General features: G+C 62.6%; 26 protein-coding genes. 16 read left to right on the plus strand and 10 right to left on the minus strand.

The window, feature by feature from the left end; all coding sequences use genetic code 11:
• Positions 1-5: 5 nt before the first annotated feature.
• The gene (locus H1S03_RS00135; protein WP_249777754.1) at positions 6-1,913 is read right to left on the minus strand and encodes an extracellular solute-binding protein; all 1,908 of its coding nucleotides are present in this window, start codon (positions 1,911-1,913) and stop codon (positions 6-8) included.
• Between the two features lie 202 nt (positions 1,914-2,115).
• Positions 2,116-3,546 carry a c-type cytochrome gene (locus tag H1S03_RS00140; protein ID WP_185802629.1) on the minus strand — a complete coding sequence of 477 codons (1,431 nt, stop codon included), beginning with the start codon at positions 3,544-3,546 and terminating at the stop codon, positions 2,116-2,118.
• A gap of 169 nt (positions 3,547-3,715) precedes the next feature.
• Between H1S03_RS00140 and H1S03_RS00145 the strand changes: the two genes are divergently transcribed.
• The 3 genes from H1S03_RS00145 (at position 3,716) to H1S03_RS00155 (ending at position 6,291) form a co-directional block, all read left to right on the plus strand.
• A complete protein-coding gene (locus H1S03_RS00145; protein ID WP_185802630.1) occupies positions 3,716-4,570 on the plus strand; it encodes a prephenate dehydratase in 855 nt (284 codons plus the stop codon).
• 123 nt (positions 4,571-4,693) lie between these two features.
• Entirely contained in the window at positions 4,694-5,311 is a 618-nt protein-coding gene (locus tag H1S03_RS00150) for a TetR/AcrR family transcriptional regulator (RefSeq protein WP_185802631.1), read from the plus strand.
• Positions 5,308-6,291, plus strand: coding sequence for a glutathione S-transferase C-terminal domain-containing protein (locus tag H1S03_RS00155; protein WP_185802632.1), 984 nt, complete (start codon positions 5,308-5,310; stop codon positions 6,289-6,291). The genes H1S03_RS00150 and H1S03_RS00155 overlap by 4 nt, the downstream gene beginning before the upstream one ends.
• On the opposite strand, the gene cobT is transcribed toward H1S03_RS00155, so the two are convergent.
• From cobT to H1S03_RS00175, 4 genes are all read right to left on the minus strand, one after another.
• On the minus strand, positions 6,288-8,156 hold the full coding sequence (gene cobT, locus H1S03_RS00160) for a cobaltochelatase subunit CobT (protein WP_185802633.1): 1,869 nt from the start codon (positions 8,154-8,156) through the stop codon (positions 6,288-6,290). The genes H1S03_RS00155 and cobT overlap by 4 nt on opposite strands.
• Before the next feature lie 75 nt (positions 8,157-8,231).
• On the minus strand, positions 8,232-8,951 hold the full coding sequence (locus tag H1S03_RS00165; protein WP_185802634.1) for a hypothetical protein: 720 nt from the start codon (positions 8,949-8,951) through the stop codon (positions 8,232-8,234).
• Between the two features lie 95 nt (positions 8,952-9,046).
• Positions 9,047-10,033: a cobaltochelatase subunit CobS gene (gene cobS / locus H1S03_RS00170; protein WP_166193134.1), complete on the minus strand. Its 987-nt coding sequence runs from the start codon at positions 10,031-10,033 to the stop codon at positions 9,047-9,049.
• A 76-nt stretch (positions 10,034-10,109) separates the two neighbouring features.
• Positions 10,110-10,340, minus strand: coding sequence for a DUF2842 domain-containing protein (locus H1S03_RS00175; protein WP_185802635.1), 231 nt, complete (start codon positions 10,338-10,340; stop codon positions 10,110-10,112).
• Positions 10,341-10,542: 202 nt separating this feature from the next.
• Between H1S03_RS00175 and H1S03_RS00180 the strand changes: the two genes are divergently transcribed.
• Together H1S03_RS00180 and H1S03_RS17700 are read left to right on the plus strand one after the other, a co-directional pair.
• The gene (locus tag H1S03_RS00180; RefSeq protein ID WP_166193128.1) at positions 10,543-11,565 is read left to right on the plus strand and encodes a M42 family metallopeptidase; all 1,023 of its coding nucleotides are present in this window, start codon (positions 10,543-10,545) and stop codon (positions 11,563-11,565) included.
• 2 nt (positions 11,566-11,567) lie between these two features.
• Positions 11,568-12,848 carry an N-acetylmuramoyl-L-alanine amidase gene (locus H1S03_RS17700; protein ID WP_347339189.1) on the plus strand — a complete coding sequence of 427 codons (1,281 nt, stop codon included), beginning with the start codon at positions 11,568-11,570 and terminating at the stop codon, positions 12,846-12,848.
• Here the strand turns inward: H1S03_RS17700 and H1S03_RS00195 are convergent.
• Positions 12,815-13,297, minus strand: a complete 483-nt coding sequence (locus tag H1S03_RS00195) for a hypothetical protein (RefSeq protein ID WP_185802636.1) — start codon at positions 13,295-13,297, stop codon at positions 12,815-12,817. The two genes, H1S03_RS17700 and H1S03_RS00195, sit on opposite strands and share 34 nt — an antisense overlap.
• Positions 13,298-13,682: 385 nt before the next feature.
• On the opposite strand from H1S03_RS00195, the gene H1S03_RS00200 reads away from it, so the two are divergent.
• On the plus strand, positions 13,683-15,146 hold the full coding sequence (locus H1S03_RS00200; RefSeq protein WP_185802637.1) for a PRC-barrel domain-containing protein: 1,464 nt from the start codon (positions 13,683-13,685) through the stop codon (positions 15,144-15,146).
• 235 nt (positions 15,147-15,381) lie between these two features.
• The gene (locus H1S03_RS00205; protein ID WP_185802638.1) at positions 15,382-15,726 is read left to right on the plus strand and encodes an antibiotic biosynthesis monooxygenase family protein; all 345 of its coding nucleotides are present in this window, start codon (positions 15,382-15,384) and stop codon (positions 15,724-15,726) included.
• 45 nt (positions 15,727-15,771) lie between these two features.
• Here H1S03_RS00205 and yghU read toward each other — a convergent pair whose 3' ends face one another.
• Both yghU and H1S03_RS00215 read right to left on the minus strand, forming a co-directional pair.
• Positions 15,772-16,608, minus strand: coding sequence for a glutathione-dependent disulfide-bond oxidoreductase (yghU, locus tag H1S03_RS00210; RefSeq protein ID WP_185802639.1), 837 nt, complete (start codon positions 16,606-16,608; stop codon positions 15,772-15,774).
• A gap of 84 nt (positions 16,609-16,692) precedes the next feature.
• Positions 16,693-17,373 carry an HAD family hydrolase gene (locus tag H1S03_RS00215; protein WP_185802640.1) on the minus strand — a complete coding sequence of 227 codons (681 nt, stop codon included), beginning with the start codon at positions 17,371-17,373 and terminating at the stop codon, positions 16,693-16,695.
• Between the two features lie 42 nt (positions 17,374-17,415).
• Between H1S03_RS00215 and H1S03_RS00220 the strand changes: the two genes are divergently transcribed.
• The 3 genes from H1S03_RS00220 (at position 17,416) to H1S03_RS00230 (ending at position 19,473) form a co-directional block, all read left to right on the plus strand.
• On the plus strand, positions 17,416-17,862 hold the full coding sequence (locus tag H1S03_RS00220; RefSeq protein ID WP_185802641.1) for an acyl-CoA thioesterase: 447 nt from the start codon (positions 17,416-17,418) through the stop codon (positions 17,860-17,862).
• A gap of 71 nt (positions 17,863-17,933) precedes the next feature.
• Positions 17,934-19,052: a T6SS phospholipase effector Tle1-like catalytic domain-containing protein gene (locus H1S03_RS00225; RefSeq protein ID WP_221892544.1), complete on the plus strand. Its 1,119-nt coding sequence runs from the start codon at positions 17,934-17,936 to the stop codon at positions 19,050-19,052.
• Positions 19,045-19,473 (plus strand): OsmC family protein, encoded by a 429-nt coding sequence (locus tag H1S03_RS00230; protein WP_185802643.1) that lies wholly within the window; start codon positions 19,045-19,047, stop codon positions 19,471-19,473. The genes H1S03_RS00225 and H1S03_RS00230 overlap by 8 nt, the downstream gene beginning before the upstream one ends.
• Before the next feature lie 164 nt (positions 19,474-19,637).
• Here H1S03_RS00230 and H1S03_RS00235 read toward each other — a convergent pair whose 3' ends face one another.
• Positions 19,638-20,294, minus strand: a complete 657-nt coding sequence (locus tag H1S03_RS00235) for a cob(I)yrinic acid a,c-diamide adenosyltransferase (protein ID WP_185802644.1) — start codon at positions 20,292-20,294, stop codon at positions 19,638-19,640.
• 45 nt (positions 20,295-20,339) lie between these two features.
• On the opposite strand from H1S03_RS00235, the gene H1S03_RS00240 reads away from it, so the two are divergent.
• The 6 genes from H1S03_RS00240 (at position 20,340) to hflC (ending at position 26,595) form a co-directional block, all read left to right on the plus strand.
• The gene (locus H1S03_RS00240; RefSeq protein ID WP_185802645.1) at positions 20,340-21,785 is read left to right on the plus strand and encodes a cobyric acid synthase; all 1,446 of its coding nucleotides are present in this window, start codon (positions 20,340-20,342) and stop codon (positions 21,783-21,785) included.
• 35 nt (positions 21,786-21,820) lie between these two features.
• Complete coding sequence (locus H1S03_RS00245) at positions 21,821-22,090, plus strand: WGR domain-containing protein (protein ID WP_185802646.1); 270 nt, start codon at positions 21,821-21,823, stop codon at positions 22,088-22,090.
• A 102-nt stretch (positions 22,091-22,192) separates the two neighbouring features.
• Positions 22,193-22,984: a ribose-5-phosphate isomerase RpiA gene (gene rpiA, locus H1S03_RS00250; protein ID WP_185802647.1), complete on the plus strand. Its 792-nt coding sequence runs from the start codon at positions 22,193-22,195 to the stop codon at positions 22,982-22,984.
• Between the two features lie 54 nt (positions 22,985-23,038).
• The gene (gene gor, locus H1S03_RS00255; RefSeq protein WP_185802648.1) at positions 23,039-24,388 is read left to right on the plus strand and encodes a glutathione-disulfide reductase; all 1,350 of its coding nucleotides are present in this window, start codon (positions 23,039-23,041) and stop codon (positions 24,386-24,388) included.
• Positions 24,389-24,451: 63 nt separating this feature from the next.
• On the plus strand, positions 24,452-25,633 hold the full coding sequence (gene hflK / locus H1S03_RS00260) for an FtsH protease activity modulator HflK (RefSeq protein ID WP_185803044.1): 1,182 nt from the start codon (positions 24,452-24,454) through the stop codon (positions 25,631-25,633).
• Complete coding sequence (gene hflC / locus H1S03_RS00265; RefSeq protein ID WP_185802649.1) at positions 25,633-26,595, plus strand: protease modulator HflC; 963 nt, start codon at positions 25,633-25,635, stop codon at positions 26,593-26,595. The genes hflK and hflC overlap by 1 nt, the downstream gene beginning before the upstream one ends.
• The last annotated feature ends 49 nt before the right edge of the window (positions 26,596-26,644 follow it).

Below are 26,644 nucleotides of genomic sequence, written 5' to 3' on the forward strand. Positions count from 1 at the left end.
ATGGATCAGAGCACCCCGGCCGCGCGCAGAACCTCGGCCTTGTCCTCATCCCACCACCACGCATCTGTGTTGATCGAGAAGGGCGGCTGCACCTCGGGTCGGGAATAGACATCGAGATAGGCGATGAAGTGACGGCCGCTGTAGAATTGCGGAATCCAGATATGCAGGCTGCGCAGCACCCGGTCCAATGCCCGAACCCGCACGTTCAACTCTTCACGATTCTCCGCATGGGCGATCTGTTCGATCAGGTGGTCCACCCCCTCGTTTTGCAGGCCCATGATGTTGGAGGTGTCCGGCTCGTTCGCGGAGGTAGAGCCGAAGATGCCGACCAGCTCCTGCCCCGGTGTTAGACCCATCCTGTATCGGCGGGCGGTCAGATCGAACTCGAAGTTCTTTTCGCGCTCGGCTGCTTGCGCCTGATCAATGACGGGGGCATCGACGCGAATTCCCAAGCGTTCCAGATTCTGGATGAAGGGGTTGATAATCCGCTCGAACGCACGGCTGTCGTTGAGGAATTCGATCACGAAGGGTTCACCGTTTTCATTGACCAGGACACCGTCCTGCAACGAATAGCCGGCCTCGCGCATCAACGCCGCGGCCTGCCGCAGGACGCGACGGTCCAACTGCACCGGCTCGGACACGATGGGGGTGTAGGCGGCTTCGGTGAACACGCTGTCTGGCACCATGCCGCGCACAGGCTCCAGCACTGCCAGTTCCTCCTCCGAGGGCAATCCCTCGGCCTGAAGATACGAGTTTTCCCAGAAACTGTCGGTGCGCTGATACAGGTCGTAGAACAGGGAATCGTTCGACCATTCGAAGTTGAACATCATCGCAATGGCCTGCCGGACGCGTGGGTCCTGAAACTTCTCGCGCCGCATGTTGAACCACCAGCCCTGTGTGCCGGTCGGGGTGCCGTCGATCAGTTCCTCACGCATGACCCACCCGTTCTGGATCGCGGGGAAGTTGTAGGCCGTCGCCCAAAGACGCGAGGAATTCTCAGCGCGGAAGGTATAGCCGAGCGCCTTGAACTGCTCGAACGCGACGGTTGAATCCGCGTAGTATTCGATACGCTGTTGATCGAAATTGTTCCGACCGACATTCACCGGCAGATCGGCGCCCCAGTAATCCTCGACCCGCTCATAGAGGATGTAACGCCCGCCGTCGGTCTCCTGCAACTTGTAGGGGCCTGAGCCGGGAACAGGTTCCATGCTCGATTCGGCGAAGTCGTTTTCCGCCAGCCATGCGGAGGGAAAAATCGGCAGGCCGCCCACCATGCCGGGCATGTCGCGCAGCGGCGCATCCGGGTGGAACGTGTATTTCAAGCGTCGCTCGTCCAGCACCTCGACACTCTCGACATCGCGAAACAGGCTGAGGCGATAGGTCGGGCGTCCCTTTTCGTAGAGCGCCTGATAGGAATCCGCCACGTCCTGCGCGGTGATCGGTGTGCCGTCGTGGAACCGGGCCTCGGGGCGGATGTTGAAGATGATCCACTCGCGGCTTTCGGGGTATTCGATGGTTTCGGCCACCAGACCGTACAGCGCATCCGGCTCATCAGCCGAACCTGTCATGAGCGAATCGTACAGCATGCTCGCTGAACTCGCCGCATTGCCCAGCAGGATGTAGGGACGCAACGAATCGAATGTGCCAAAGCCCCAGGTGGTGAAATACCCGCCCTTGGGCGCGTCGGGGTTCACGTAGTCGAAATGCTCGAAATCCGGCCCGTATTTCAATTCCCCAAACGAGGAAATTCCGTGCGCGGTGATGATTTCCTCATGGCTCTCCGCGCGCAGCGATGTCGTGGCGAGCGTCAGGCCCACCGCAAGTGCCACCAGCCCGCTCATCCATCGCCGCGCCTTTGAAGGGTCACTGGTCAGAACCTGTGAATTCATCTGCTTCGGTCGAAGTCTGATCATACGGTGTCGCCTTCCGCGATAGGAGATTTACCAATGTCCCAATGGTTAGGTCGCTGCACCGGTAAGGGCAAGACGCGAAGCCATGAAGCCTTCGTGATCGTTGGACCTTCCTGTCACGCCGTTCGGGGGGGTATCGCATGAAAAAGGCCACCCCGCAGGGTGGCCTTCGATCTCTCGCTCATTGGGGGCTCGGTCGGGAGGCTTACTGCGAAGCCGCCTCCAGATAGGCGATGACGTTCGCGCGATCCTGCTCACGACGCATCCCGGCATAGGCCATCTTGGTTCCGGGAAGCCAGGTGCGAGGCGCGGTCAGGTATGCGTCGAGGTTCTCGTAAGTCCAGGTGCCGTCCTTTTCCGCCATGGCGGAGGAGTAGTTGAAATCCTCGACGGAGCCGATGTCGCGGTCGATCACGCCGTACAGCGAAGGTCCGACGCGGTTTACGCCTTCCTCCACGACATGACAGGCGCGGCAAGCGCGGAACGCGCGCTCACCATCCTCGGCGGAGGCATTCGCCATGAAGGCGGGCATGTCGGCTGCGCCACTCTCAATCGGTGCGGTCTCAACCGGTGCAGCCTCAATCGGTGCGGTCTCAACCGGTGCGGTTTCGCGCGCGGGGGCGGGATCGGTTGGCGTGGCGGCTTCCTCTTCCTCGATTGCGTCCACCGCCGGCGCGGTCTCCTGCTCTACCGGAGCGACGCCCTCGACCGGTGCAGGCTCTGTCTCGATGCTTTCGAGCTGCTCCTCGATCACTGTGGGAACGCTGATCACTTCGGCGTCATTCGTCAGATCGGTGTCGGTCGCTTCGGCTGCTTCCTCGCCCTCGACAGTGGCGTCATCCTCAACGGCTGCCTCGCCGTCGATGGCATCAACGCCCTCGATCATTTGCTCGGCGGGCTCCACCAGGGAATCAGTGGTGGAATCAGCAGTGTCCTCAACCGCTTCTTCGGGCTCTTCTTCGACTGGCGCTTCCTCGGTCGGCGCTTCTTCGATGGCGGTCGTCTCTTCGAGGGTTTCCTCGCCTTCCACGACTGCATCCTCGGTTGCGGTGTCTTCGATAGCGGCGTCCTCGGTCGCGGGCTCTTCCTCGGGCAACACGATGAAGTCTTCGAGGGTTTGACCCGACGCTTCGACCAGATAGGCGATGATGTCGGCGCGATCCCCGGCGCGGCTCATGCCGTTATAGCCCATCTTCGTGCCCGGCGCCCAGCCGCGCGGGCTCTCGATGAAGTGGGAGAAGTTCTCAGCCGTCCACACCCCGTCGATTGTGAGCAGCGCATCGGAATAGGTGAAACCGTCCACCGCAGCGATATCGCGGCCGATCACGTTCAGCAGGTAGGGGCCGACCTTGTTGGCTTCCTCAGTCGCGGTGTGGCAGGCGGCGCAGGCGCGGAACAGACCTTCGCCATTCTCGGCGGATGCGGTGACGAGCAGTTCACCGATGCTCGGGCCTTTTTCGACCTCGGCGACTTCGGCGTCGCCCTCGGGCAGGGCGATCTCGTAGGCGAGGTGCGCCTCGTCATGCCCGCCTTCACCCAGGCCGTAGACGAGGTCACCGACCCACGAAAACAACAGAAGGGTCAGCACGGCGCCCAGAACGCCTGCGATGATCTTGTTTAGTTCCAGACTGTCCATGCGACGGTGCCTTCCTGAAAATCTGACACACCCAAAGCGGAGCGACCGCAGGGCGCGAAAATTCTATCTCGCGTGTAGTACCCGTTCCCCGGCAGCTTTTTCAAGGTATAGAAGGCGCGACCATGCGCCAACATGTTACCGGCGCGACTTTCCATGCAGGACGAATGAAATGACGGGCACGCAAACGAAAACCGGGTTGATCTCCTTTCAGGGCGAACTGGGCGCCTATTCCCATCAGGCGTGCCGGGAAATGTACCCCAATATGGAGCCATTCCCCTGCGCGACCTTCGAAGCTGCAATAGAAGCTGTCCGCAAAGGCAATGCTGACCTGGGGATGATTGCGGTCGAGAACTCAACCTACGGGCGCGTTGCGGATGTGCATCAGCTTCTGCCCGAGAGTGGCCTGCGTATCGTGGGCGAACATTTCGTGCGGGTCCATATCAACCTTCTGGGCGTACCGGGCGCGAAGCTGGAGGATGTGCGTGAGGCGATGAGTCACACCGTTCTGCTGGGCCAGTGTCGCGAATTCCTCAACGCCTACGGTATCACGCCCGTGACCGGTGCCGATACTGCGGGGTCCGCCCGTGCGGTGGCGGAGAAGGGCAATGCCGCGCTGGCCGGTCTGGCATCGGAACTGGCGGGCGAGATCTACGGCCTGGATGTGTTGGCCCGCCATATCGAGGATGCGCAGAACAACACGACGCGATTCATCGTCATGGCCCCCGAGGGGTTGATGCCGGAACCGTCCGCTCGACCGATGATGACCAGCTTTCTGTTTCGTGTGCGCAACATCCCCGCCGCGCTTTACAAGGCGATGGGGGGATTCGCGACCAATGGTGTCAACATGACCAAGCTGGAAAGCTACATGACCGACGGCTCCTTCACCGCGACGCAATTCTTTGCCGAGGTGGATGGCCATCCCGACGATCCCGCCGTCGCGCGCGCGTTGGAGGAGCTGGAATATTTCACCTCCTCACTCGAAATCCTCGGCGTTTATCCGAAAAGCAAATTCCGGCTGGAATGAGTTGCCCCGTGGCTTGCCGCCTTTGGAACCAGCCACCGCTGTAACTGGCGCATGTTGTAACTGGCCAATGTTGTAACCTGTACACGCGTTCAGTTACGGTGGGGGCAGCAAAGGATATGGGGCATGGCGAGGAAAAGTGGATCGAGTGGTGAAAAAACCCGCGCGATGGTCGAGGAGGCCGCGACCCGTCTGATTGCGCGCCATGGTTTCGCTGCCGTCTCCATGCGTCAGATCGCGCGGGAGGTCGGCGTGCAGGCCGGGGCGCTGTATCTCTATACGCCTGACAAGCAAAGCCTTCTCAAGGATATCATGAGTGGGCATCTGCAACATCTGCTTGAAAGCTGGGCCGCCCACGCGCCCGATCCCGATCTGCCCGCCGCCGCACGGCTGGAGCGTTTCGTGCGGTTCCACATCGACTATCATATCCTGCGTGCCGAGAAGGTTTTCATCTCGTACATGGAACTGCGCAATCTGGACTGCGATAATTTCGCTGAAATCGAGCGGCTTCGCAGATCATATGAGCATATCCTGGAGGAAATCCTGATCAGCGGCGCGGCGGAGGGCGTTTTTCACCACACGGATACACGCCTGACGACGCTGGCCATGATCGCGATGATGACGGGGGTCTCCACCTGGTATCGCGATGACGGCCGCTTGCCGCCCGATGCGATCACGACGCGCTATGTCGATATGGCGTTCCGGCTGGCCGGTGGTGAGCCGCTGGCAGAGGCCGCGGAGTGAGCGCACGCTACGAGCTGATCGGTCTGACCGCGTCACCCTATTCGATGAAGACGCGGGCCTTGATGCGCTATCGCAGGATCCCCTTTGACTGGATTGTTGAACTGCCGCAACTGACCGGACGTAAAGTTGATGTCTCTCCGATTCTGCTGCCCGTGCTGCGGCATCCGATGGGGCGGGACATGACTGATTCGACCTCCATCGCATTGGTTCTGGAACAAGAGATCGTCAACCAACGCAGCGTTCTGCCGCCCGGTGATGCCGCGTTCCTGTGCGCGTTGATCGAGGATATGGCCGACGAATGGCTGACCAAGGCGATGTTCTGGTATCGCTGGCGCGATGCGGCCTCCGCCGATTTCGCGACCGGGTGGCTGACGGCAGAGGTCGGTGCCGCAATCGCGCAGCCCATGGCGGGCACCTTGTCCCAGACCTTGCGCAACCGTCAGATGGGGCGGATGCCGATGGTCGGGGCCACGGCTGAAAACGGACCGACGATCGAGGCGGGCTATCGCGCGATTCTGGATGCGATGCGCGCGATCTGCGCCTCGGGCTTCCTGTTCGGCTCCCGGCCCAGCCTCGCCGATTTCGCCCTTTACGGGCAACTCAGCCAGCTTGCCAGCGATCCCGGCCCCTCGCAGATCATGCACGATACCGCGCCCGAGGTTCTGCACTGGCTGCGGCGGATCGACGATGCGTCCGGCTTGCACGGCGAGTGGACGGATGACAGATCGACCCTGACGGATCTGCTGACCATCGTCGGGGGGGATTATCTGCCTTTTCTCAGGGCGAATGCCGCCGCCCTCGAAAAAGGGGCGACATGGTTCGACGTGGATCTTGCCTCAGGCAGATTTGGCGGCGCACCGTTTCGCTGGCAGGGGAAATGTCTGGCGCGATTGCGCGAGCTTTACGTTTCCGCCGATCTCGGCAAACCGGTTCGCGATCTTCTGGCGCGAACCGGATGCTGCAACGTGCTCGAAGGTTAGCGCCGCTGGCGTTCAGCCCTGGCCCGGGCCTTGGGGTCGCTTTCGAACAGGGCGGCGAGCTGCTCCGTCATGGCACCTGCCAGTTGTTCCACATCCGTGATCGTGACGGCGCGCTGATAGTAGCGGGTCACGTCGTGACCGATGCCGATTGCCAGCAATTCCACCTGCTTGCGCCGCTCGATCATCGCGATCACATCGCGCAGGTGCTTCTCCAGATAGTTCGGAGGATTGGCGCTGAGCGTGGAATCGTCTACCGGTGCGCCGTCCGAGATCACCATCATGATGCGTCGCGCCTCGGGCCGGCCCGTCAGGCGTTTATGGGCCCATTCCAGCGCCTCGCCGTCGATGTTCTCCTTCAGCAGGCCTTCCTTCATCATCAGGCCCAGATTCGGGCGAACCCGCCGCCAGGGGGCATCCGCCCGCTTGTAGACGACGTGGCGCAAGTCATTGAGACGCCCCGGATTTCCCGGGCGACCGGCTTGCAGCCATTTCTCACGGCTTTGTCCGCCCTTCCACGCACGGGTGGTAAAGCCGAGGATCTCGACCTTGACCTGACACCGCTCCAACGTCTGGCTGAGGACATCCGCGCAGATCGCGGCGATGGAGATCGGGCGCCCGCGCATCGAACCGGAATTGTCCAGCAGCAGCGTGACGACCGTATCGCGAAATTCAGTGTCCTGCTCGACCTTGAAGCTTAGCGGCATTGTCGGATTCGCCACCACTCGGGCCAGGCGTCCGGCATCCAGAACGCCTTCCTCCTGATCGAAATCCCAGGAACGGTTCTGCTGCGCCTGAAGCCGCCGTTGCAGGCGATTGGCCAGACGGCTGACCGCGCCCTTGAGCGGTTCCAACTGCTGATCGAGATAGGCGCGAAGGCGTTCGAGCTCCTCCGGCCCGGCCAAGTCCTCCGCCGCGATCTCCTCGTCGAAGGTGGTGTCGTAGACCTTGTAGCCCGGATCCGCCTCACTGATGGGCGGGGGCGGGGTGTCGGCGGGGGGTTCGCCCTCCTGCATCTGGGCCTCTTCGGTCACTTCCGCGTCGTCGGCATCCTCCTGCGCAACTTGCGATTCGGCCGCATCCGGGTCGGTTTCGGACTGCTCCTCCGAGGTTTCGTCGGAGCTGGCGCTGTCCTGCTGCTCGTCGCCCTGATCGTCCTGCGATTGGGGGTTTTCCTCCTCCTCGGCCTCGGTCCCCTCATCCTCGGGGTCGTCGGAACCATCGGGGTCGTCGCCCAGCTCCTCACCATAGCCCAGATCGTCGATCACCTTGCGAGAGAAGCGGGCGAAGGCCTTCTGATCGGTGAGCACATCGTCAAGGTCGCCCAGTGTTCCGCCGGCCTGACCCTCCAGAAATCCGCGCCACAGCTCCATCACGTTCGCCGCACCGGGCGGCAGATCGCGCCCGGTTGCCAGATGCCGCACGAGGTATCCGGCCGCATGGGCGAGCGGGGCCTGCGATGCCTCGGTTATATCGCCATATCCCATCTTTTTCGCATCCGCCGCGATCTTGGCGTCGATATTGCCCGCACATCCTGGCATCGCGCGGGTGCCCACGGCCTCGCACCGGGCGGTTTCCATCGCCTCGTAGATGTCGCGCGCGGTTTCCCCCTGCGGCGAATACCGCGAGTGCGTCGCGGAATTGTGGAAACGTGTGCGCAGTGCATAGGCATCCGCCACACCGCGTGCCAGCATGACCTCGTCCCGGGTCATGCGCCGCGTGACCTGGGGCAGCCGGGCGGAATCATTGGTCAGGCCGGGTGGGTCCACGGAATACGTGACCTTCATTTCCGGTTCATCCGCGAGGGTTCGGGTCGCCTCCGCCAAGGCTTTCTTGAACGGATCGGCGGGGTTGTCGGTGGGTTTCATGGGGCCTCCGCCGGGTCGAAAATCAGGTGGCTGCGCTGGGGTCGCTGTGCGACTGCGCTGTGTAGGGCGACTGTCTTATTCATCTGTTCCGAACATTTCCGGATCATCCTGTCCCAATTGCTCGCTCAATGACGGGCGTTCAAGGGGGGCGTCCCCCTGCATCAGCCGGGCACAGGCAAGCGTATCGAGCCTGCGCAGCGGCGTGGCGAAATACGACCCCGTGCGGGTTTGCGCGTTTTCCCATTCTGTCATGTATTGCCGGGCGACTTCCAGAATGGAATCGCCACTTTCCCGCTCCGCCGCCTCCTGAGACAGGCCAGCGGCCAGCCTTTCCTCGATCACGGCGGTGGTAAACTGTGAAAATCGCTGCCGGTGGGCATGGGCAAGTTGCGGGTTGATCTCGTTCGCGGCGAGGATGGTCACCAGACTGGATTCGAATGCCGCGCAGCGGTCCAGCATCTCGATCCGGGTGGCACCGTCCCGGCGCATCTGTGTCAGCGGCGGCATCGTTCGCGTGGAGCCATCTGTTTCAGCAGGGGCGATGATCACGGGCGCCAGCATCGGATCGGCGGCCATTTCACGTTGCATGGGGGTCAGATTCGGGTCCGTCAGATCGAGGACACGCGGCCTGCCGGCGGCAGGGACCTCTCCCAATTGTTCGGTCGCTTCGGATGAAAACAGCGGCGGGCGTTGCGCGTCGTTGGCATTGGGAACGTCTATGATCAGCGGCCCGTCCTGCGCGGCCAGCGGTTGCGTGAGAGCCAACATCACAAGGGCAGGGTAAAGGCGTCGCATGTCCGGTGCTCCATCCAGGGGCGACCAAAATGCCACCCTCCTGCGAGGAACGCTCGCACGGGGGCGTTCGTTCACCGGCAGGACGCGGGGACGCTTCACCCCAGGCTGACGCTGGCGGCGCTTTCGGGCAGTTCCTCATCAAAGCAGCGCTGATAGAATTCCGCCACGGTCTGCCGCTCCAGCTCATCACACTTGTTCAGGAAGGTCAGGCGGAACGCGAAGCCGACATCGCCGAAGATGCGGGCATTCTCCGCCCAGGCGATTACCGTGCGCGGTGACATGACGGTTGAGATGTCGCCGTTCATGAACGCCGTCCGCGTCAGATCCGCGACGGTGACCATCTGTGCGATGGTCCTTTGCCCCTGCGCATTCTGATAGGTCGGGCTCTTCTCGACCACGATGTTGGTTTCGGCATCGTGTGGCAGATAGTTCAGCGTGGCGACCAGCGACCAGCGGTCCATCTGACCCTGGTTGATCTGCTGCGTGCCGTGATACAAGCCCGTCGTATCGCCCAGACCGACAGTGTTGGCCGTTGCGAACAGCCGGAAATAGGGGTTCGGCGTGATGACCTCGTTCTGGTCGAGCAGCGTCAGCTTGCCGTCCTTTTCCAGCACACGCTGGATCACGAACATCACGTCGGGGCGGCCAGCGTCGTATTCGTCGAACACGATCGCGGTGGGATTGCGCAGCGCCCAGGGCAGGATGCCCTCCTGAAACTCGGTGACCTGTACGCCGTCCTTGAGCTTGATCGCATCCTTGCCGATCAGGTCGATCCGGCTGATATGGCTGTCCAGGTTCACCCGAACGCAGGGCCAGTGCAGGCGGGCGGCGACCTGTTCGATATGCGTGGATTTGCCGGTGCCGTGATACCCTTGGATCATCACGCGGCGATTGTGGGCGAAGCCTGCCAGAATGGCGAGGGTGGTGTCGCGGTCAAACTGATAGGTCGGATCGACCTCGGGGACGCGATCGCTGACCGCCTCGAATCCCTTGACCGTCATGTCGCTGTCGATGCCAAAGGCGTCGCGCACGGAAACTTCGCGGGTCGGTGTCTCGTTCATCGGGGTCGCTCCGTCGGCCATGTCTTATCCTCTCGCGCGCAAAATCGCGCCTTTGTCGGTGATTTCAGCGGTTCGTGCAAGGCCGCGTGGCCCTGTGTCACTCCGTCTCGGCGGTTTCGTCGGGGTCGGCCTTGCCCACGCCCTTGAACACATTCTTGAATGGCAACGCCCACGCGACGCCAAGGAAGGCGTAGATCAGCAATTCGATCAGGATCGGCAGACGGGGCAAGGCCCCCATGATCGCCCAGGCCACCAGAATGTATAGCGGCAGACCGACCAGCAGGAGGAAGATCGACCAGCGCCGACGGGATTTGTAAGACATGCTCATGCCCGCTGAGATAGCGTCGCGGACAGGGTTTGAACAGGGGCCGAAACGTGACGTGAGGACGCGCCGCCCGGTTGGGGGCGCTTGATGTGGGCGGGGCGTCGAAATATCCCGGTTGCCGGGGTGCGAAAACCTGGCGTCACGCTTATGTTCGCCTCAGACCCTTATGGCCCCTATTCCCTTACGATCCCTATGGAGGATTCTCATGGATACCGATCTGCTGAAACGCCTGTGTGAAACCCCCGGCGTGCCGGGACGTGAAAATCGCGTGCGCGACCTCATCATGGCCGAGATCGAGGGGCTGGTGGACGAAGTTACCGTCGATCCGATGGGCAGCCTGATGGCCAAGCGGAACGGGCCGGGCAAACGGGTGATGATGCTGTGCCACATGGATGAGATCGGCTTTCTGGTCAGCCATATCAGCGAGGAAGGCTGGATCTACGTCAACCCGGTCGGCGGCTTTGACAACCGCAACCTGTTCTCACGCCGGGTTCTGGTCTGCACCAAGGACGGCGACATCAAGGGCGTGATGAATCCGGGCGGCAAGCCGGTGCACATCGCCTCCCCCGAGGATCGCAAGAAGATCCCCGAAATCTCGGAGTTCTTTGTGGATATCGGCCTAGGCAAGGCCGCTGCCGACAAGGTGCAGGTCGGTGATTACGTCGTGATGGACGAGCCGTTTCTGGAGATGGGCGACAAGGTCGTGTCCAAGGCGCTGGACAACCGCATCGCCTGCTGGCTAGGCATCGAGGCATTGCGCGCTGCCAAGGAAAGCGGCCATGAATGTGAATTGCACGTCGTGTTCACCGTGCAGGAGGAAGTCGGCCTGCGCGGCGCGCGCACCGCAACCCATGCGATTCAGCCCGAGATCGGCTTTGGCATCGACACCACGCTGTCATGCGACACGCCCGGCGTTCCGAAACCGCAAGCGGTGACGGAGCAGGGCAAGGGCTTCGGGATGCACATCAAGGATGGCAGCTTTATCGCCGACATCGCCTTGGTCGAGGAGATCGAGGCGCTGGCCCGCAGCAAGGACATTCCATTCCAGCGCACCATTCTGGCCGCGGGCGGTCAGGACGGTGCGGCGGCGCAACAGGCCGCATCGGGCGCGCGGGCCGTCGGCATCGTCGTGGGAACCCGCTATATCCACACGGTCACGGAAATGATCGACAAGGGCGACCTGATCGCGGCACGTGACATCCTCGCCGCCTGGGTTGCGGCGAACTGATCTTGCAGATCCGGCAACGTCCCTCGCCGAACCATGGCGATCGGCGGGGGCATGTTCCCTCGCTGATCGTCATACATTACACGGCGATGGACAGTGCGGAGGACGCGATTTGCCGCTTGTGCGCGACTGAACATCAGGTCTCCGCCCATTATGTGATCGGGCGGGAAGGCGATGTATCGCAGCTGGTCGCGGAGGATCGCCGCGCCTGGCACGCCGGCGCCGGGCGGTGGGGGCGGATCACCGATGTGAATTCCCACTCCATCGGCATAGAGCTGGACAACGACGGCACCTCACCCTTTCCCGATGCTCAGATGCGCGCACTGGATGACTTGTTGCGCGGCATTCGGGCGCGCTGGAACATCTCAAAGGAAAATGTGATCGGGCATTCCGATCTGGCACCGGGCCGCAAGAGCGATCCGGGGCCGCTGTTCGACTGGGGCAGGCTGGCCCGGCAGGGCCATGCCCTGTGGGTGCCGGAGGGGGAGGCGCAGGTCGCTGATTTTCGCAGCGCCGCACGGGATGCAGGCTGGACTGCGGACGCTTCCGATGCGGTCCTGCTGGACGCCATCCGCCTGCGCCACCGCCCCGAGGCACGCGGGCTGCCGCTGGATGCGCGGGACATGTTCATCCTGCGCTGGCTGGGCGATGCCACAGCACGGCGCGGGCCGGAGGATATTCTCCACACCTATGAACGGCAGGCACGCCACTTCGACGCGAAACGGTCGCGTGGTGGGATGGAGGATGGATGGCTCACCAAATTCGCGGGTTTGCTGCCTGACGGCCCGATCCTCGATTTGGGATGCGGCGCAGGCGCGCCGATCGCGGAATGGTTCGTGGCGCGGGGCCGTGGCGTGACAGGAGTGGACGGAGCCGCCGCCATGCTGGCCCTCGCGGCACAGCGGATGCCGGAACAGGACTGGATTCAGGCGGACATGCGCGGGCTGGCGCTGAACCGACAGTTTGCGGGGCTGATCGCGTGGAACAGCTTCTTTCATCTGACGCCGCAGGATCAGGCGGCGATGTTCCCGATCTTCGCGGCGCATCTCTTGCCGGGCGGACCGTTGATGTTCACATGCGGCCCCGCCGCCGGTGAGACATGGGGGCAGGTGGGCGGTGAAGATGTCTATCACGCCAGCCTGTCGCCCGACGCCTATCGCGATCTGCTGGATCGCCACGGTTTCGAGGTGGTGGACTTCGTGGTCGAGGATCCCGACTGCGCCAGGCACAGCGTCTGCCTGGCGCGCAAATGTCAGGATTCGTCGCGGGCCACCAGCATGGTCTGAAGGATATCGGCCATGTTCTTGGTCTGCTGCGCGTGGGCCGTACCGCCGACGCCCAGACGCCGGCCGCGCTGCCACCACAGCCCTGGCACCCAGTGTCGCGGCCGGGCGTCGCGCAGCAACAGGACAAAACCGTTCGAGGGCTTCAGCGCGAACAGCCCCCGGTCGATCCTCACGATCTCCTCCAACGATGTCAGCACGGTACCTTCCTCGTCGATCAGAGCGTCCTGCGTCAGGTGAATGGATTTGTGCCCCGCCCGCGCCAGCCGTCGGGACTGCCACAATGCCACGCCGCCAAGGCCGATCAGCAACAGCAACGACAGCGGTGACGAAGGGGGGGACAGGATCGCGACGCTCAACAGCGCGGCCCCCAGTCCTGCCGTGACGATGACCCCCGCCCAGCGGCGTAGCGGCGATACCTCGATACTGTGGATGATTTCGGACTGGTTCATCGGTGCCTCCTGCTGCGCGGCAGGGTTACGGCCTGCGGCGGGCGCCGTCACCTGTTTTCGGTACGGAGGGCGATTTCGGCATCCGTCGCAGGTGATTGGCGTGACGCATGCCTCCATTCGTCGGATCGAACTGCCCTCCACGACCATTCGCCACGCAGGTGCGGGACATATGTCAATAGGCATGATGTCCGGCTTTGCCCTGATTTGTTGGACCCGAGGGCGATCCGGCCTTGCGATGGGCAAAACCGCCTGAAATCAAATACATTTTTTCAAAGTGAGATAACATTCCGCAGAATGGAAAACGCAATTTATCACGGAGCCTTTACCGGATTTGCGTGTTGTACGAGCACCAACGAGGCAACTTTTTCATTATTGGAGTACAAGCATGAAACATTTCGGACTCGCTACATTGCTGCTGGCCGGCACGGCCATTACCCCTGCGTCGGCACAGGATCTGAACGAGAACTGTTCAGAACTGTACGACATGTTCGAGCAGGCGGGTAACGACCTGTCCGACGATTTCGCAGATGCTGGCGAGGTTGCGCTGCTCAACGATGATGCACAATGCGTTGTCTATATCGAGCGTGTGGCGATTGCAGGCTCCATCACCGCAACCGACAGCGATGTCGAAACCGCACGTGAATCCTTCTCCGACAGTGAGACGATCACTCAGGAAGTCGAAATCACCACACAGGCGATCGTCGAGGGTGATGTGCTGGTTCGCGTTCCCCAGCCGGAGGTTGCCGTCGATCAGTCCGGCGCGGATATTTCCGTGAACGACACGCCGACCAGCGTGACTGTCGATCAGCAGGCCGCCGACATTCTGGTTCGTCAGTCAGCGCCCCGGATCTCCGTCGCGATGCCGACGCCCACCATCACGATTGAGCAGGAAGCGCCTGAAATCATCGTCACGATGCCGCGTCCCGGCGTGAACATCTACGATGCGGAGCCGACTGTCGAAGTCATCATGGCAGAGCCCACCATCCGCGTGACCCAGCAGGAGCCGCAGCTTGACGTCAACGTCCAGGCTCGCTTTGCCGAGGAAGGCGAAGAGATCGATCCCGATGCCGACTACATCCAGTCGCGCACCGAGATGATCGACAGCGAAGGCAATACCGTCGATACCGATGTGGTTGAGAACTTCGAACTGACTCAGGCTGAATCCACGGTACGTCTGACGCAGGGTGAGACGGATTCCGAGCAGGTTACCTACAACACTGCTGAGCCGGTCGTCCGCTTCGAATCTGCCGAACCGATCGTCGAATTCCAGATGGATGGCGAGCCGACCATCGACTACCAGCAGTTGGGCGAGGCACGCGTTACCTTCCGTGAATTCAACGATGGTGAGGAAGCTGACGAAGCCCTCTCCGCCGATCTGGATATGGACGTCACGCCGGACACGGATCTGCCCGCCGAAACCGGTCTTGTGACCGAAGGCGAAGCGGACCTTGATATGGACTCCGAGGCAAACGCGCTGGACGAGGAAAGCAGCCGTATGCTGGGCCGCACCGACGCATCGCAGCCGACGAACAGCGACATGTTCGAAGTGGTTGTTGACGATCTGTACGGTATGTCCGTCGAAAACCTCGAAGGTGAAGATCTGGGCGAATTCTCCCGCGTTGTCGCCAACAATGGCCGTATGTATGCGATCATCGAGCATGGCGGTTTCCTGGGACTGGGTGAGTCCGAAGTCGCACTTCCGCTGGATCGTATGATGCTCGGCGATGATCGCCTGATCCTTCAGGGCCTCACCGAAGACGAACTGGAAGCACTGCCGGAATATGACTCCAATCTCGACCTCGAAGTCGAAACCGGAACCCGCGTGCAGATCATGCAAAATCGCGGCTAAGCCACAGCGATAGATACCGAAAGGGGCCGGACGACCGGCCCCTTTTTCGTGCGCGCACTATACGAAACTTGAGCTGCGTTCCGCGAAATCTTGGCACCATTTACAATTCTCGGGATCTGTCCGCTTATCAGGCTGTCGCCCAGTCGCCGTGCATATGCGCGCCGAACGAAAACGACCAAAGTGCGGCGGTTCATCCGGCGTCGTGCATTCCGGGGAATGAAACGGGGAAACGCCCATGCTGGCAGTTATTTTCGAGGTCGAGCCCAAGGCCGACCAGCGTCAGGCCTATCTGGATCACGCGGCAGGGATGCGCGATCTGTTCGAAGGGTTGGAGGGCTTCATCTCCGTGGAGCGGTTCGAGAGCCTGACCACACCCGGAAAGCTGCTGTCGCTGAGTTTCTGGGAGGACGAGGCGGCGCTGGATCGTTGGCGTAACGTTCAGCGGCACCGAACTGCGCAGAAGGCCGGGCGGAATGAGTATTTTGCTGATTATCGCCTGCGCATCGCCGGGGTGATCCGCGATTATGGTATGAACGAGCGTGCACAGGCCCCGGCCGACAGTCGCGCGATACACGACTGAGGCCGGGACGAGTGAGGCCGAGGCAACTGAGTCTTGTGCGCCGGATCAGTCGAAATCGGCGGCGGAATGACGTTCCGGAACCTGCTTGTCCTCATCCCCCCAGGTGCGGTTCACCCGCACACCGCGCTTGACGGCGGGACGCTCCGCGATTTGTTCCGCCCAGCGGGTCACGTGCGTGTATTCGTGAACCGACAGGAACTTCGCTGCGTCATAGAGCTTGCCCAGCACCAATGCGCCGTACCATGCCCAGATTGCCATGTCGGCGATGGTATATTCGTCGCCCGCGATGAACGGACGCTCGGCCAACTGTCGGTCGAGCACGTCGAGCTGGCGTTTCACCTCCATCGTGAACCGGTTGATCGGATATTCGAATTTCTCGGGCGCGTAGGCGTAGAAGTGCCCGAAGCCGCCGCCCAGATAGGGCGCGGAGCCCATTTGCCAGAACAGCCAGTTCATGGTTTCCGCCCGCGCTGCTGGCTCTTTGGGCAGGAAGGCATCGAACTTGTCCGCCAGGTACAGCAGGATCGAGCCGGATTCAAAGACCCGCACCGGGGTGTCGCCGGATCGGTCCACAAGGGCCGGGATCTTGGAGTTCGGGTTGGCCCAGACAAAGCCGGAGCCGAACTGGTCGCCCTCACCGATATTGATCGGCCAGGCATCGTATTCGGCACCTGCGTGGCCCTTTTCCAGCAGTTCCTCCAGCATCACCGTGACCTTGACGCCGTTGGGCGTGGCCAGGGAATGCAGTTGAAGCGGATGCTCCCCTATGGGCAGATCCTTGTCATGGGTCGGGCCCGCGATGGGCCGATTGATGTTGGCGAATTTTCCGCCGCTTTCCGTGTCCCATGTCCAGACTTCGGGCGGGGTGTAGGTGTCGGTCATCGGTCGCTCCTCGATTGGGGTGTGGTGTCATGTGTGTGCGCGGCGCGGCAGATCAACCGAATATGGCGTGACACATTCGGTGTACTAGGTTTGCGTGTCCAGCCAATCAGGCAGCAGACCGATATCCGCGATAACCGCATCGGCGGCGGACAGCGCCGCCGCGTTTGCCACACCCGTCAACACACCCAGGGTCCGCATTCCAGCGGCCCGTCCGGCATTGATGTCGTGTGGGCTGTCCCCCACCATCATGCACGACTGCGCCGGCATGTTCATCAGCCGCGCGCAGGCCAGCAAGGGCGCCGCGTCCGGTTTCATGCCGTGGCCGCTGTCATAGCCGACAATGGCGTCGAAGTAATGGGCCAGATCGAGGGCGGCGAGTTGTTCATCCGCCGCAGCAGCGGAATCGTTCGTCATGATCGCCATGGGAATGTTGCGGGTCTTCAGCGCTTCCAGCACGACCAGAAGATCGGTGGCGGGCACCGGCGTGACGGGACGCTCGATCATGTGAGCGATCAGGTCCGCGCGGTGCCATTCGGGCAGCAACGGCAGCATCAGATCGGCGGATTGATCCGGCGTGCCGGCAATCACCGGGCTGTCGGGGGCATAGGTGCCGGTGTCCAGATCGAACCCCACCGCATCCGACAGGGCGCGTGCGTGAACATCATCCCGCCCCAGGTCGCGCATCAAATCGACGCACCACGGTGCCCAGGTCTGGGTGAAGCCGAACAGCGTGCCGTCCTTGTCGAAGATGATGGCTTGCGGCATGGATGGTCCTGACGAAATGAATTGAGCGAGCCGGATGTAGCAATGACCAAGGCGGCCCCCCTGACCCGTGACGCTTACCGCGTCTTTCAGCGTCTGCCAACGCGCTGGCGCGACAACGATGCCTATGGGCACATGAACAATGCCGTCTTCTATGAATATGTCGATACGGCCGTGAACGCCTGGATCATCCGCAGCGAAACGCTGATCGTGCCGCACGGGCCGGTAATCGGGCTGGTGGTCGCGTCGGAATGCCGGTTTCATGCGGCCCTGGGCTTTCCCGATCCGGTCGATGCGGGGTTGCGCGTGGCGCGGATCGGGCGCAGTTCGGTCCGATATGAGGTTGGTCTGTTTCGGGGCGATGCCACCGATGCGGCCGCCGAGGCAGGGTTCACCCACGTCTACGTTGATGCGCAGACGCGCCGCCCGGTGCCGCTGCCGAAGGATTTCACCACGGCCCTGCAAACGCTGGAATGCGCCGCCCCGAAGTGAGCGAAGCGCCGCTTGCATCCGGGGCAAGGCCGGGGTCCCTTGCCCGAAGATCAGACAGAATGTCAGCCACGATGCCAGACGAAATTCCAGACAAACTGCCAGCCAAAATGCCGGAGCGTCCGTCCCGAACGCACATCTTCATTATCGACGGCACGTTTTCGCGGCTGATCGAAGGGCATGAGACGAATGCAGGGCAAACCTACCGTTTGCTCGAAGAAGTGGGGCAGACGGTCGCGCAGTCCGTCGGTTATCACCCCGGCGTGCAGGGGCAGGGGTGGAGCAAATGGCTGGCCGCCGCCGCCGGGCTGGGGATCAACGAAGCGATAGCTGAGGGGTACGCCACCCTTGCCTCACGCTATCGTCTGGGCGACCGGATCGTGTTGATGGGCTATTCGCGGGGGGCCTATGCGGTGCGCAGCCTTGCGGGGTGGATCGGTCAGGTCGGTCTGCTCAAGGCGCAACACGCGATGCAGCGGCGGGTGCAACGCTCGTTCCGTTATTACGAATCCTCCCGGCGCAGCGTGTCGGCCAAACGCTTTTCCGAGCGGTACTGCCACCGCGATGTCTGCATCGAGATGGTGGGCGTCTGGGACACCGTGTCGGCGCTGGGGCTGCCCTATCCGCTGCTCAACAGGCTGGCGCCGATGGTCACGGATTTCCATGACGACCGGATCGGTGACGGGGTGCGCCATGCGTATCACGCGCTGGCCATAGATGAGACCCGCGCCGCCTATGATCCCATCCTGTGGCAGCCTCGGGCCGATTGGCCCGGCAACATGCAGCAGATATGGTTCGCGGGCAATCACGGCGATGTCGGCGGCCATGTCTGGCGCAGCCCCCCTGCGCGACCGCTGGCCAATATCTCGCTGATCTGGATGCTGGAACGGCTGGAGAGGTGTCATGTCGAGTTGCCGGAGGGCTGGCGCGACCGTTTCCCGACCGATCCGCTGGCCCCGTCCGGCGGGAACTGGCGCGGATCGGCCAAGCTGTTTCTCTTTCGTATCAAGCGGCTGGTTCAGCCCGGCGCGTCGCAGCAGGTGCACCCCAGCGTGGGTGCTCGCATCCGCGGTTTGCGCGGCTATCGCCCCAGTGCGGAAATTGCCGTGGCGCACGCGCTGTCGGTTCCCTTGGAACAGGAAGACACTTCGCACGTTGTGCCAGACACCAATCAGGAGTTTACGCATGATTAAGAAATTTGGTTCCGCGAAGTGGCAGGGCAATCTCAAGCAGGGCAAGGGCCACGTCTCGACCGAGACGGGTGTGCTGAACGACCAACCCTACGGCTTCAACACCCGGTTCGAGGGGGCGGACGGCACCAACCCCGAGGAGTTGATCGGCGCGGCCCATGCCAGCTGCTTTTCCATGGCGCTGTCCATGATTCTGGGCGACAGTGGTCTGACGCCTGACAGCATCGAAACCAAGGCGACGGTCTCGCTCGAAGAAAAGGATGGCGGCTTCGCGATCACCACCATCCACCTGGACGTCGAGGCCTCTATCCCCGGCGCCAGCGAGGAGGATTTCCAGACAGCCGCAGGCAAGGCCAAGGAAAATTGCCCGGTCTCCAAGGTTCTGTCCGGGGCGAAGATCACGATGGATGCCAAGCTGAGCTAACTGGCGAAGCAGCATGTCCGGCGCGGCCACCGCCGGTATGTCCGAACCTTGATGACGGAAGCCTTCGCGGATCAACCCGCGAAGGCTGCGATGCCGGTTCACGTGCGCATAGCGCCGCAGGACTCAGTTAGTCCGACGCGCCCAGGTTTTATGCAAAAGAACGCTCAGTATTCTATCCCGCGCGCTGCGGCGCGACCCTCTTCGTGGGGATGGCGGCTGTCATTCATGTCTGTAATCAGGTCCGCCGCCTGCCGCACAGCATCGGGCGCATTGCGACCCGTCAGGATCACCGAGCACGCTGCGTCACGTGCCGCGATGGCGTGCAGCACTGCCCCCGGATCCAGATCGCCCTGATGCAGGGCCCAGTTGATTTCATCCAGCACGATCAGATCGTAGTCGCCGGAAACCATCATCGCGGCCCCTTGCGCGAACGCCTCCAATGCCGCCTGTGACGATTGTTCCTTGTTCTCATCTGACCAGTCGAACCGTGCGCCGGATATGTGCCAGTCCACTTGCGGATGGTCGGCGAAGAATTTCTGCTCGCCGGTTTGCCATTCGCCGGTGACGAACTGGATGACACCAACCCTGTGCCCCCAGCCCAAGGCGCGGGCAACAGCACCGAAGGCGGAGGTGCTCTTTCCCTTTCCATCGCCGGTCAGAACCATGAGGATGCCGCGCTGTTCACGCAGCGCGGTGCGTGCGTTGCGCTGCGGCGCGGGGGCCAGCGCGCTGTCTGCCCGATCCGTGTTGGACGCCCGATCCCCCGTGGAGGGTTGCATCGGGGTGTCGCTCTTGCCATTGCCCTCGTCTTGATCGCTCATGGTCGCTCCCTTCGGGGTTGAACGAATGGTAGGAGGCGAAGCGCGATGGGCAAGGCGGTAATGATCCAGGGCACCGGATCGGACGTTGGCAAATCGCTGATCGTGGCGGGGCTGTGCCGGGCGTTCGTGCGGCGCGGATTGCGGGTCATGCCGTTCAAGCCGCAAAACATGTCCAACAACGCCGCCGTTACCGCCGATGGTGGTGAAATCGGGCGCGCGCAGGCCTTGCAGGCGCTGGCCTGCGGCGTGCCGCCCGGCGTGGACATGAACCCCGTGTTGCTGAAGCCAGAGAGCGAGACCGGCGCGCAGGTCGTCGTGCAGGGAAAGGTCGCGTTCCGCGCGCAGGCCCGTGCCTATGCTGAGCGCAAGGCGGAACTGCTTGCTGCGGTGGCGGACAGCTTTACCAGATTGCGAAACAATGCCGATCTGGTGATCGTGGAGGGCGCAGGCTCCCCGGCGGAGACGAACCTGCGCGCCAACGATATTGCCAATATGGGCTTCGCCCGCGCGCTGGATGTGCCCGTGATCCTGATGGGGGACATCAATCGCGGCGGCGTGATCGCACAGCTTGCAGGCCATGCCGCCGTGATGGACCAGGAGGACCGCGCACAGGTCGCGGCATTCGCGGTGAACCGGTTTCGCGGCGACGTCTCGCTGTTCGATGAGGGGGTCGCGGATATCGAGCGATTTACGCGCTGGCCCAGCGTCGGCGTGATCCCCTGGTTCGCGGAGGCTTCGAAACTGCCGGCGGAGGATGCGCTGGGCATCGCCTCGGGCGGGACCGGGGCATTGAAGATCGCCGTTCCCATGCTGGCCCGCATCGCCAATTTCGACGACCTCGACCCGTTGAAGCTGGAACCGGGTGTGCAAGTCGTGATGGTGCCGCCCGGTCAGGCGCTGCCCGGAGATGCCGCGCTGGTGATCCTGCCGGGCTCCAAAAGCACGACCGGCGATCTGGCGTTTCTGCGCGCGCAGGGGTGGGACGTGGATATCGCGGCCCATCTGCGGCGTGGCGGGCATGTGCTGGGCATATGCGGTGGCTATCAGATGCTGGGCCGGGTGGTCGATGATCCCGACGGCGTGGACGGCGTGGCGGGCAGTGTCGCGGGGCTGGGGCATCTCGACATCCACACGACCATGCGCCCGGTCAAGCGTCTGGGACTGGTGCATGGCACGATGGCCGGGGGGCAGGTGCCGGTGTCAGGCTACGAAATCCACATGGGTCACACCACCGGCATCGACACGGACCGGCCATTGCTGCATCTGGACGGTCGCCCCGATGGCGCGACCTCGGCCGACGGGCAGGTCAGCGGCACCTATCTACACGGGTTGTTTGCGCACGACGCGTTTCGTGCGGCATATCTGACCCGGCTCGGCCATCAGGCGGGCGATCTGATCTATGCGCAGGTGGTCGAGGACGTGCTGGACCGGTTGGCCGAGCATCTGGAAGCGTCGATGGACCTCGACGCGATTGCGGCGATCGCGCGCTGACGCTAGAATGGGGCGACTGATCCCGGAGGATGCCCGTGACGACCTGCCTGATGCTGCTGCCGCCGCGACGCGCCCGGATGCGACCTCATTTCTACCGGGTGGAAATCGTCGGCAATCTGTTCGGTGAGTTTTCCGTCATCCGTGAATGGGGCCGGGTGGGTGGACAGGCGCGGGAACGTGTCGATCTGTTTGAGGGACTGCTGGAGGCATCGCACGCCGCCGACCGTCTGCGCCGTGCCCGCCTGCGCCGGGGGTATACTCGCGCCGGGCCCCGCGATGGGGCTGGCGAAGCTCGTAGTGGGTGACGCACATGTTTCACAGCTGTGTGAAGAAAGTTCCGGTGCCCTCTCGCGCCGGGCGACTTCGCTGATATAAGGCGGGAAAACATCCTGCCGGAGATATCCTGAATGAACACCCTCCCTCCCGCCGATCGGGCGAAATTCGCGGCGGCGCGCGCCGCGCTCTCGCTGGTTGAGCCGGACATGAAGCTCGGTCTGGGGACCGGATCCACCGCGAACTGGTTCATCAGGCTGCTGGGCGAACGGATCCGGGTGGACGGCATCAAGCTGACCGCCGTTGCCACCTCGGACCGGACCGCGGCATTGGCCCGCAGCGAGGGGATCGACGTGATCGACCTGGATGAGGCCGGCTGGCTGGACCTGACCATCGACGGCGCGGATGAGGTCGACCCCGACCTGAACCTGATAAAGGGCGGTGGCGGGGCGCATTTGCAGGAAAAGATCGTCGCCACCGCGTCGGACCGCATGGTTGTCATTACCGACGACAGCAAGCTGGTGGCCACGCTGGGCGCATTCCCCCTGCCGGTCGAGGTCATCCCGATGGGCTGGAAATCGACCCGCGCCATCATCGAGGAGATGCTGGAGCAGATCGACGTTTCCGGGCGCGAGGTGACGCCGCGCATGGATGGTGCCGTGCCGTATCGCACCGACGAGGGCAACCATATCCTCGATCTGCATCTGGAAAGGATCGGGGATCCGCACCGGCTGTCCCCCTTGCTCAATCAGGTGGCCGGTGTGGTCGAAAACGGCCTGTTTCTGGGCATCGCGGATCAGGTTATGGTCGGCTACGAAAGCGGAGAGGCGCATCTGCTTGAGGAAGGCGGCGTGATGCGGCCCGTGGCCTTTGCCGACGGGATCGACGGGCGGGCGTTTCTGAAACGTGTGCTGAACCAGGTATAAGGCGTATTGTCCTGATCATTTGAGCGAACAGGGCGGCATTGCAGGAGCATTCTAATGAGCGATTTCGACTACGATCTTTTCGTGATCGGTGGCGGCTCCGGCGGCGTGCGCGCCGCGCGGATCGCGGCAGAAACCGGCGCGCGCGTCGCCATCGCGGAGGAATACCGCTATGGCGGAACCTGTGTCATTCGGGGCTGCGTTCCCAAGAAGCTGATGGTCTATGCCTCCCGCTTTTCCGAGGCGTTCGAGGACGCCGCCGGTTATGGCTGGTCCGTAGGCAAGCCCGAATTTTCCTGGCCGGTCCTGCGCCGCAACATCCACGCCGAGCTTGACCGCCTCGAAGGCATCTACCGGCGCAATCTGGCCAATGCCAGCGTCAAGGTTCTGGACGGGCGCGCCACTGTCGTGGATGGCAATACGGTGGAGATGGATGGGCAGCGTATCACGGCGGGCCATATCCTGATCGCTGTCGGCGGGACACCGTTCGTTCCGAATGTTCCGGGACGCGAGCATGTCATGGTCTCGAACGATATCTTCCTGATGGAGGAGATGCCCGCCTCGATCGCCATTGTCGGCGGCGGATATATTGCCTGTGAGTTCGCAAGCATTCTCAACGGTCTGGGCGTCAAGGTCGATGTGATCTACCGGTCCGAGCAGATCCTGCGCGGTTTCGACCGCGAAGTCCGCGACCATGTCGCCGGCGAGATGGAGAAGAAGGGCGTCCGCATCGTGACCGATTGCGATGTCGAGCAGATCGAGAAGACGGATACCGGCGTTCGGCTGGAATTTGAAAGTGGCGACAGTGCCGAGTATTCCGCCGTTTTCTACGCCACGGGCCGTGTCCCCAACACGCACGATCTGGGATTGGATGATGCGGGCGTCGAGACGGGCAAGGGCGGCGCGATCCGCGTGGATGATTGGTCAAAGACCACCGTCGATACGATCTACGCCGTGGGCGATGTGACCGACCGCGTGGCGCTGACACCCGTGGCCATCCGCGAGGGGCAGGCCTTCGCCCAGACCGTGTTCGGGAACGATCCCACCCAGGCCGATTACGACCTGATCCCCACGGCTGTGTTCACCCAGCCCGAGATCGGCACCGTCGGCATCTCCGAGGATCACGCCCATAATTACGGTGAGGTCGATATCTACTGCACGACCTTCCGTTCGATGAACCACGTGATTGCGGATCGTGACGAGCGGATGTTGATGAAGCTGATCGTCGCACGCTCCGACGGCAAGGTTCTGGGGTGCCATATCGTGGGCGATGCCGCGGGTGAGATGATCCAGCTTGCCGGTATCGCGATCAAGATGGGGGCAACCAAGGCCGATTTCGACCGCACCGTCGCCGTCCACCCGACTGCGGCAGAAGAGCTGGTTACGCTCAAGTCACCAATCCGCTAGGTTGATAATGAACGCGGGAATATCCACTTCTCGCACAGATACGCACAACAGACAGGACACATGATGCCCTATAACGACAATTCCGGCGGGCCCTGGGGCAAGAAGGGGACCGACCGGGGTGAGAACAAGGGAAGCGACGACCGCAACCCTTGGGGAAGCGGCAACCGCCCGAACAATGGCAACGGGCAGGGCCCGAACAACGGCCAGACCCCCGATCTGGAGGATATGCTGCGCAAGGGGCAGGAACGCTTCAAGGTCTTGATCGGCGGACGCAATGGCGGTGGCACCGGCGGCAACAACACCGGTACCGGCGGCGACGGCCCTTCGCCCAAGTTTATCTTGCTGATCGCCGCTGTGGTGGCTGTCGGCGCGTGGCTGTTCGCATCCGTCTATACCGTGCAGCCTTCGCAGCGGTCGGTCGAGATGACCTTCGGCGAGTATTCCTCGACCGGATCGCCGGGCCTGAACTTCGCGCCGTGGCCGATTGTCACGTATGAGATTGTCGAAGTCACCAGCGAGCGGACCGTCAATGTCGGCACCGGGGATCGTCCGGGGCGCGGCGATGATGGCCTGATGCTGACCGGGGATGAGAACATCGTCGATATCGACTTCGAGGTGGTCTGGAACATCGGCGACCCCGCCGCGTTCCTGTTCAATCTGCGCGACCCGCGCGATACCATCGAGGCGGTGTCCGAGTCCGCAATGCGTGAGGTTATCTCCCGCTCCGAACTGGCGCCGATCCTGAACCGGGATCGTGGCGTGATCTCGGCCGAGGTGTCCGAGTTGATCCAGCAAACGCTCGATACCTATGACAGCGGTGTGTCCATCGTTCGTCTGAACTTCGACCGCGCCGACCCACCCGAGGACGTGATCGACGCCTTCCGCGACGTTCAGGCCGCCGAGCAGGAGCGCATCACCTTGCAAAACCGCGCCGACGCTTATGCGAACCGCGCATTGGCATCGGCCCGTGGTGAGGCTGCACAGTTGTTGCAACAGGCCGAGGGCTACCGCGCCCGGGTCGTGAACGAGGCCGACGGTGAGGCCGCGCGCTTCGTCAGCATCCTGAACGAATATCAGGGGGCCGAGGAGGTGACGCGCAAACGTCTCTACCTTGAAACGATGGAGCGTGTGCTGGGCACAGTGGACAAGATCATCATCGACCCCTCCACCTCTGGTGGTGAAGGCGGGCAGGGCGTCGTGCCCTATCTGCCGCTGAATGAACTCCGCAGCGGAGGTAACAACTGATGAACCGTCTCGTTCTCGCCATCGCAGCCGTCGTGCTGCTTCTCGTCCTGCTCTTGTCGTCCATCTTCGTGGTGAACGAACGGCAGCGGGCGCTCGTCCTGCAATTCGGGCAGATCAAGGATGTGAAGGAGGAGCCGGGCATCGGTTTCAAGATCCCGTTCATCCAGCAGGTCGTTTACTATGACGACCGTATCCTCAGCCTCGACACGGACTCGCTTGAGGTGACACCGCTCGACGATCGCCGTCTTGTCGTCGATGCCTTCGCCCGCTGGCGGATTTCGGATGTCGAACGCTTCCGTGAGCGGACCGGCGCGGATGGCGATTTTGCCATCATCGCGGGCCAGCAGCGGCTTCAGACCGTTCTGAACTCCGCCCTGCGTGAGGTTCTGGGTTCGGTCACGTCCAACACTGTGTTGTCGGCGGACCGGGTCGCGCTGATGAACCAGATTCGCGATCAGGCCGCGCGTGAAACCGCCGAACTGGGTATCGAAGTGGTCGATGTGCGGATCAAGCGGGCCGACCTGCCCGAACAGAACCTTGAGGAAACCTTCAACCGGATGCGGGCCGAGCGGGAGCGTGAGGCCGAGGATGAGCGCGCCCGTGGTCAAGAGGCGGCGCTGCGTGTGCAGTCGCTGGCAGACAGGACCGCGACCGAGCTTCGTTCCGAGGCGCAGCGTGACAGCGACATCATTCGCGGTGAAGCGGATGCGGCGCGGAACCGGATCTTTGCTGATGCCTTCGGTCAGGATCCCGAGTTCTTTGCCTTCTACCGTTCGCTGTCCGCTTACGAGGAGGCGCTGCAGGAGCAGAATTCCACTCTGGTGATTTCGCCCGACAGTGAGTTCTTCGAATATTTCGACGGCGATCAGATCGAAGGCAGCGCCCGCGCCGCCGACGGTGTGCGCCCGACGAATGCCCCCGTGCGGACCGAATCCAACGTCCCGGCCCCTGTCGGACAGTGAATTCGTCGTACCTTGAATCGAGAGGGCGGGCCGTACTGGTCCGCCCTTT

Origin of the sequence: Pontivivens nitratireducens (assembly GCF_014235845.1) — a bacterium.
Taxonomy (GTDB): Bacteria; Pseudomonadota; Alphaproteobacteria; order Rhodobacterales; family Rhodobacteraceae; genus Pontivivens; species Pontivivens nitratireducens.